The organism is Methylocaldum sp. 14B (genome assembly GCF_002005105.1).
In the GTDB taxonomy this organism is placed as follows: domain Bacteria; phylum Pseudomonadota; class Gammaproteobacteria; order Methylococcales; family Methylococcaceae; genus Methylocaldum.
In genome coordinates this window covers 1-5,893 of record NZ_MSCV01000061.1, presented here as the reverse complement: position 1 = coordinate 5,893, position 5,893 = coordinate 1, and the positions used below count along the sequence as shown (strand labels likewise).

Sequence of the window (5,893 nt, the reverse complement as noted above, 5' to 3'; positions counted from 1 at the left end):
ACGAGTCCCCTGAAGGGCCCTGGAAGACCACCAGGTTGATAGGTGGGGTGTGGACGGTCAGTAATGGCTGAAGCTAACCCATACTAATGGCCCGTGAGGCTTGACCATATAACACCCAAACCGTTTGGGTGATGACACAAACGCCGTGTACGTTGTCCGAGTGAAGAGCTAAAAAATAAAAGCTCGACTCAAAACCAGTTTTGCCTGGTGGCCAGAGCGAGCGGGAACCACCCGACCCCATCCCGACCTCGGAAGTGAAACCGCTCAGCGCCGATGATAGTGCAGATCCCTGTGCGAAAGTAGGTCACCGCCAGGCACCTCCTACCCAAAGCCCCGTCGCCTAAATGGCAACGGGGCCTTATTCTTTTGTCGCTGCTCAGTGTCATTGACACGAGACCGTCTACCGGTGACGCCAACGTATTGTTAGCTAAACTATCGACGCGATGCATTCGTGTGGCTGCTGACAGGCGATGCAGTCACACTTACCTCCATCGCAGCGAGTTGAGCATTCGGGTGTGAACGTATAGGGATAAAAGGTATCGCTATTAGCGCAGTTGATCGAATAAAATGCTGTTCAGGGAAGATCGATGTTTTTCATTAATTGACCGGTCCATACTCCTTCCCCAAATTTCTTACACTATAGTCGTTTCAAGCTTCGCCCAAATCGGCAAGCATTGTTACCGGCGCGGAATTTTGTCGCATTTCCGGATGCTGCCGCGCGAGACGTATTGCAGACAAAAAACCCGGTCGAAGCCGGGTTTTCTGCGTACGCCGGTCGTCTCGAATACCTTGATCAGCACTGCTCCACAGTTATTTTGTTTGTTGCTCAACCTCTTTTTTGGTCTCCTCATAAGCATCATAAGGCACGCTAGACATTTCTCGACCTTTCAACAAAAGAACTCCAACAATCACCACGATAATCAATCCGCCAATGTAGAACCAGAAATAATCTTTCTTAGGTTGTTCCGGCTGCCCTTGTCCTGGTTGTTGTGCCATCTTGCTAACCTCCGCTGGTACAAAAAAGAAAAATTGATCACACCCAATTGCTCGGTACGCTGCACTCGGCTTGCTCACGTTGACAGAGACTATTACCCTACGGAATTCGCTGCGACGCAACTAAGTAGAATTGCTTACAGGACGCCGAAGAAGTAGGGAAAAGCTCAACTACTTCGCTTTTCGCTTAGTCCTTCGAAATGCGCGATCCGGAGCCAATGGCTGGAAGAATTTCGCTCGAGCCCGCAACGTGAGTCGTTCCGGGGCAGCTAATCGGCCGAAAACATCGAATAAAGGCCGTAAGCCAGTCCCACCCACGCCAGAGTTCTTACGATTGGCAGCCCCAAAAGAACCAAGCTACAGATGACAACCAAGCTCAAACCGCTCCAGGTGCTCTTTTCCGTTAGCCGATTCACAAGCCAATGGGAGGGGGCGGATTCAGATCTTCTTTCTGCCATGGTTTTTCTCCTTGTCGATTGTGTCGCCATTTTTTGCAAAACCTTTTGGGACTTCCGAGTCACCAAAAGGAGCAAAAACTTGGCGACAAGTTATTGCCTGCGGCGCCCCGGACGCCCTGCGTTCGACCGGTCCCGACCCGACAAGGGGTCGGAACCTGGCTCCACAATGGCTCGACGCCCGGTCGCGATGCCTTGTGGATGGCCTACGACCGTTGCTAACGCAACGACCTTCGGCCATCCACCCGGCGCTCGGGCTTCCGGGGACTACTCGACTCGCTCGCATTCGCATCGCTCCATGTCTCGCAGCGGCTGTATTTAAGCTCAGATCGAAACTTGAGCGTGGCACCGCGTTAAGAGCCAATTTTGAAAATCTTAGGCATCCATTTAGGGCAAAATGCGAAAGGCGTAAAGAGACGAGACGGAATATGCGAAGCAGCAAACCAAACCGGATTTTCGGAAAGCCACGTACAAATAATCACCTCGTACGACTCTTTCGCAATTGTAAATATGACCTCGGCTAGTCAAGGTAGTTGCCCGAGCGTTTCACCCTATGAATCCGAAAATGCTCTGATCGGAGCTGCTTTCGACACCGGATACAAGAACTTAGTGAAGCTACCGATGTCACTTTAGATGAGGCAATGCATCGCTTTTTAGGGATGGAGCTTCACGATCCTCAATCTGAAAGGAGATAAGCTTATGAAAAAGCTGATTGCCGTTGGCCTAGTTTGGCTTTCGCTCGCCTTCGGTGGCTGTCAGAACGAGACAACTCCAACCAGTCCCGGCGGTCCCGGTGGCGGCAGCCCAGCCGAGCCGCAGCCAGGACAAGCTCCAAGCGAGCGTTAGTCCGAATCGTTGAGTTTCAATTGAAAAAAAACAGAATTCACCGCTTTGAGACCTGCTGTTTACAGCGGGTCTTTTTTTGTCTATCGATATCAAGAATAGAGAGTTCTTATACCCGAGAACTTATTAAAATTACTTCGCCAGTTATCTGGCGAGCTTATGCCGGAAGCAATGGTGGCAGTCAGGGCATCTGAAGATCAGTAGCCGGCGCCGGACCATCATCGGCAGGCTGGGGCGGTAGCCGGTGTGCGGTGTCGCGCACTTTTTCCCCGGCGGGCGGATTTCTGCCGAAGGTGTTGTAGAAAGCCGAGCGTGACCATGGTCAGCAACGTGTGATGATGAGTGATGAGGTTTGATAATGAGATTGAGTCCATCAAGGTGGTGTAAATTCCGAGGGTGAACCCAGGGTCGGTTATGTGTTGGTTTAAGCGGGCAGTGCCGCGAGGTCGGCGTTCCCCGGGGCCAATTAGCCCGTGCAGATAAACCGGTGCCAGTGCTGCCGGGATTCATGTCCTAACGTATCCCAAAAGGGAAGCAGTCAATCCGCTAGTTCCTGTTCCCAATGCGTATCCATAACCAGATCAACCGGATGGTTGAATCAAAAATCTGGCGAAGTAGTGCTAGGAGATATCGGATTGGCGTATAAGAATCTGCATGAACTGCCTTTGCACTCGCTAGGTCCAACTTTACGTCCACGGGTTCGGCAGGATCGCCGTGTGTCTTTAACGTAGTAGGGTTGTTACATCGAATTCAGCCGACTCAATCCGAGGAGACCGGACATGGCTAGTCTGCACAAGTCCATCGAGATCGATACGCTGGCACAGGTCGCTTACCACCAATGGTTGCAGTACGAAGAATTTTCCGAGTTTATGGACAACGTCCAGGAAGTCCGCCGTATCGATGACACGCATCTACGTTGGCGCGGCGTGATCGCCGGCAAGCCGATAGAGTGGGTTACTGAGGTTGTCGAGCACGTGCCGGGAAGGCGCATCGTCTGGCGAAATTCGGAAGCTGCCGATACTCATGGCGTAATTATGTTCGAACCTCTGAATATGGGGCGTACCCGGATGACTTTGGACATCGAATACCAACCCGAAAGTCTGGAAGAAAAGATCGGCGACGTCCTCGGCATAGTGGAGGCTAACTTGGAGGATGATCTTCAGAACTTCAAGGAATTCGTCGAATCTCGTGGCAGATACACTGGGGGTCCAGACCCGAACTCCGTCAGTCCGGCCTGATTCTGAGGCTAATCGTATTATTGACCGTGCTGGTGATGCTCTACCGGGTCGGAGCGCGAAGTCGACGCCTTTGCGAGACCGCGGTGACATGTTTGTCCGTGCGCGGTCACGCAAAGGCCCCAAGATCAGTAGGCTGTCGATAAATTGATCCGCCGGCCTATATTACCGCCGAGAGAAATCCGAACGTGAGCAGCGTCTTATTTCCTTCCCGGCCAACGCTTAGGGCCGAGAATAAGTAATAATCGTGATAGTCGTAGAGCTCCAAATCGTGCTCAACTGTAAATGAACTGGGTATGCGGTCGAGTTCGATTGCTTTCGTAAAGTGCTCTTCTTTAGCAGGATTATTCAAGAGCATTAGTTCACCGACAATCAGCGCGACGCCCAGAGCCAAACGCCGTAATTTTTGTTTTTCGGTGCCGAAACGGGTGAGCGTACCGCATTTTCGACATTGAAAAAGTTTTTCATAGTTTCGGTGGCCACATTCTTTGCATTCTACGAGGGACATGCACTCAATACCTCAAGCCAAACAAACAGCAAAATTTTTCCTCGTTCGTGAGGAATACCGGCCAGAATCCGCAGAAGGCTAATGAGTTAGCGGAAGCCGGAGACACGCCAGTTTAGCAGGAATGTAGACGCTATGTGGCACTGGGAGGGTTATTACGACCGCGACGAAGTGCAGCGCCCATTCGGACGCACGTGATGCATGGTCGCTGGCGGCTGATATTCAGCTGTGATGAGTTGTAGGTAAATTCCGCAACGACTGTACGCTGGGCAACAGCCGCTGGACGGGCAGCGGCTGCCAAATAAAGGTTCGAAGTCCCCGCGTCTAGACAGGGGGACGGCGGCCCATCAAGAAAAAGACCAGAGCTAAGATCAGTCCGACAACGAACAATATCCAAGCGATATTGACTGCCGTGCCGGCTATGCCGCTGAATCCCAGAAGGGCGGCGATAATGGCGATGACGAGGAAAGTAACTGCCCAACCTATCATGGCATATCCTCCGTGGTTGGTTATTGCACTTCACCGGGCGATGAAATGTGGATGCAATAAATAAGACAAGCGTAAGGCCCGCTTTGCTCAATCGATATCTTTCCGGCACGTGGCCCCGTTCTGACAGAAATCATGCGATGAGCCGACGAGGCCGACCGAGTCGATACAGCCAGCCTCTAAATTGTAAGCGTCCGCCGAGGACCGTCTCGACGGATTGAAAGGCTCAGGCGACACTGGTGCGAGCGGATGCACGGGGTGTCCGCACACTCTTGAGGTGGACGCACTGATGACTCACGATGCTGACTTCACAACGGGCGTGGTGGCGATGGATACCTTGGGCCGGCGGCGGTTTGCGCCTGAGTTCAAGCGCGAACTGGTGGAGCGGACCCTACAGCCGGGCGCCTCGGTCGCGGGGATTGCGCTGGCGCATCGGATCAACGCCAATCAACTGTTCAAATGGCGCCGACACTACCTTAAGGACCGGAACGCCCCGGCCGGTCCGCCGGGGCCGACCTTATTACCGGTGGCGATGACGCCCGCATTGGCCGCGCCAGCGCGTGAAGCCACGGTATCCGCTCCACCGGGCACCATCACCATCGAACTCGGGGGTACGCGGGTTCAGGTGAAAGGTTCCGTCGATGCGGCGACCTTGCGCACCGTCCTCGCGAGTCTCAAGGGCCCATGATCGCGCCTCCGTCCGGCACCCGCATCTGGATCGCTGCCGGGGTGACCGATCTGCGCCGCGGCTTCGATGGCTTGGCCGCCCTGGTCCAGACCCAGCTCCAAGCCGAGCCCTTCTCCGGACACATTTTTGCCTTTCGCGGGCGACGCGGCGACCGGATCAAACTGCTCTGGTGGGACGGCGATGGACTCTGCCTGTTCGCCAAGCGGCTGGAGCGGGGCCGCTTCGTCTGGCCGCAGGCGACGGGCGGCACGGTATCCCTCACCCCCGCCCAGTTGTCGATGCTGCTGGAAGGCATCGACTGGCGCCGCCCGATCCGCACCGCGCCTTCTCACGCCGCCTGACGGAGGGCGGGTATAATCGGGGCATGACCAACCCCGACGTGCTTCCCGATGAGATTCCCGCCCTCAAGACGCTGATTGAAGCCCAGCGCGTCGAAATCGCCCACCTGAAACTCCTCGTCGCCAAGCTCCGCCGCCAACAGTTCGGGCGCCGCTCCGAGAAAATGGCCGGGCTCCTCGATCAATTGGAACTTCAGCTGGAGGAGCTCGAAACGGGTGATGCCGAGCTGGCTTCGATCATCGCACCCCGCTCGGCCCCACGCCGGGTGAGAACGCCCCGCGCGCTGCCTGACCATCTGCCGCGGGAAATCCATATCCACGAGCCTGACCTCACTCAGTGTCCGGACTGC

8 protein-coding genes and 2 rRNA genes are annotated in these 5,893 nt (G+C 54.8%); 6 read left to right on the top strand and 4 right to left on the bottom strand.

Translation table 11 applies throughout. The features are described from left to right. Together B2A78_RS25250 and rrf are read left to right on the top strand one after the other, a co-directional pair. Positions 1–108, top strand: a 23S ribosomal RNA gene (locus B2A78_RS25250); the annotation flags it as partial. Positions 109–203: 95 nt separating this feature from the next. Further along, positions 204–316: ribosomal RNA gene (rrf, locus tag B2A78_RS25245) — 5S ribosomal RNA — on the top strand. Positions 317–810: 494 nt separating this feature from the next. On the opposite strand, the gene B2A78_RS25240 is transcribed toward rrf, so the two are convergent. Together B2A78_RS25240 and B2A78_RS26245 are read right to left on the bottom strand one after the other, a co-directional pair. Beyond that, positions 811–996, bottom strand: a complete 186-nt coding sequence (locus tag B2A78_RS25240; RefSeq protein ID WP_077732818.1) for a hypothetical protein — start codon at positions 994–996, stop codon at positions 811–813. Positions 997–1,262: 266 nt separating this feature from the next. Then, positions 1,263–1,451 (bottom strand): hypothetical protein, encoded by a 189-nt coding sequence (locus tag B2A78_RS26245; RefSeq protein WP_077732817.1) that lies wholly within the window; start codon positions 1,449–1,451, stop codon positions 1,263–1,265. A 1,619-nt stretch (positions 1,452–3,070) separates the two neighbouring features. Here B2A78_RS26245 and B2A78_RS25230 point away from each other — a divergent pair. After that, positions 3,071–3,529 (top strand): SRPBCC family protein, encoded by a 459-nt coding sequence (locus B2A78_RS25230; protein WP_077732816.1) that lies wholly within the window; start codon positions 3,071–3,073, stop codon positions 3,527–3,529. A gap of 157 nt (positions 3,530–3,686) precedes the next feature. On the opposite strand, the gene B2A78_RS25225 is transcribed toward B2A78_RS25230, so the two are convergent. Further along, entirely contained in the window at positions 3,687–4,034 is a 348-nt protein-coding gene (locus tag B2A78_RS25225) for a hypothetical protein (protein WP_143735319.1), read from the bottom strand. 321 nt (positions 4,035–4,355) lie between these two features. Continuing rightward, on the bottom strand, positions 4,356–4,520 hold the full coding sequence (locus B2A78_RS25220) for a DUF1328 domain-containing protein (RefSeq protein WP_077732814.1): 165 nt from the start codon (positions 4,518–4,520) through the stop codon (positions 4,356–4,358). Positions 4,521–4,806: 286 nt separating this feature from the next. Between B2A78_RS25220 and B2A78_RS25215 the strand changes: the two genes are divergently transcribed. From B2A78_RS25215 to B2A78_RS25205, 3 genes are all read left to right on the top strand, one after another. Beyond that, a complete protein-coding gene (locus tag B2A78_RS25215; RefSeq protein WP_077732813.1) occupies positions 4,807–5,205 on the top strand; it encodes a transposase in 399 nt (132 codons plus the stop codon). After that, the gene (gene tnpB, locus B2A78_RS25210) at positions 5,202–5,546 is read left to right on the top strand and encodes an IS66 family insertion sequence element accessory protein TnpB (protein WP_077732713.1); all 345 of its coding nucleotides are present in this window, start codon (positions 5,202–5,204) and stop codon (positions 5,544–5,546) included. The genes B2A78_RS25215 and tnpB overlap by 4 nt, the downstream gene beginning before the upstream one ends. 23 nt (positions 5,547–5,569) lie before the next feature. After that, the coding region (locus B2A78_RS25205; protein WP_205780906.1) for a transposase at positions 5,570–5,893 on the top strand (324 nt) is incomplete at its 3' end.